The following is a 1,254-nucleotide window of genomic DNA, read 5'->3' as shown; positions in this document are numbered from 1 at the left end:
ATAGCAACATGATTGAAGAAGGTGCTAAACTTTACGCAGAGACGATTGCAGCTGCTGTTAAGGCTGCTCAAGAACTACCTGTAAAATCAAAATAAAATTAAAGAGTTGGAGAAATCCAGCTCTTTTAAAATATCTCTAGAAAATAGGTCTATACCATTTACAAATGAAAAAGAAAGGTTTATAATGTAATTGACATAATAAATTCTAGAATCAATCTATCAAGGAGGTTATCATTATGCCTAATTATATTAAAGCGGATCAGTTTTTCTACCCACACGGAGTTCGTCGTGGCGGTTACTTGGAACTTGTGGATGGCAAGTTTGGCAAACATGTAGAACAGATTCCTGAAGGAGCTGAGGTGATTGACTATACAGGTTATAGCATTGCCCCAGGACTTGTGGATACCCACATTCATGGATTTGGCGGTGTGGATGTCATGGACAATAACATCGAAGGAACCCTTCATACCATGAGTGAAGGTCTACTTAGCACGGGTGTTACCAGCTTCTTGCCAACGACCTTGACTTCCTCTTACGAGCAGTTGCTTGCGGTAACTGAAAATATCGGCGCTCGTTACCAGGAAGCAAGTGGAGCCAAGATTCGTGGGATCTATTTTGAAGGACCTTATTTCACAGAGAAATACAAGGGAGCCCAAAACCCTGCTTATATGAAAGACCCCCGTATGGATGAGTTTCGTGCTTGGCAAAAAGCAGCAAATGGCCTGCTCAATAAAATTGCCCTTGCGCCAGAACGTGAAGGTGTAGAAGACTTTGTTCGTACAGTTACGGGTGAAGGAGTGACCGTTGCTCTTGGACACTCCAATGCGACTTTTGATGAAGCTAAAAAAGCAGTCGATGCTGGAGCGAGTGTTTGGGTACATGCCTACAATGGGATGCGTGGGTTGACTCACCGTGAGCTCGGTATGGTGGGAGCCATGTATGAATTGCCACATACTTACGCAGAGTTGATCTGTGACGGTCACCACGTAGATCCAAAGGCCTGTGATATTTTGCTCAAGCAAAAAGGAACTGAAAATATCGCCCTTATCACAGACTGTATGACAGCGGGTGGATTGGAAGACGGCGACTACATGTTGGGAGAATTCCCAGTAGTTGTTGCTAATGGAACTGCTCGCCTCAAATCGACAGGCAATTTGGCAGGTTCAATCCTCAAACTCAAAGATGGTTTGAAAAATGTGGTCGAATGGGGCATTGCGAATCCGCATGAAGCAGTCATGATGGCCAGCCTCAACCC

The 1,254-nt window shown here is 44.3% G+C and carries 1 protein-coding gene; it reads left to right on the top strand.

Annotated features, from left to right (window positions below):
• Positions 1-235: 235 nt before the first annotated feature.
• A partial coding sequence (gene nagA, locus GMD6S_RS09215) for an N-acetylglucosamine-6-phosphate deacetylase (RefSeq protein ID WP_001134446.1) occupies positions 236-1,254 on the top strand: 1,019 nt, incomplete at its 3' end.

The sequence above is a fragment of the Streptococcus sp. GMD6S genome, from assembly GCF_000297015.1.
Note: the sequence above shows the minus strand (reverse complement) of the source record. Positions and strands in the feature narration are given on the sequence as shown.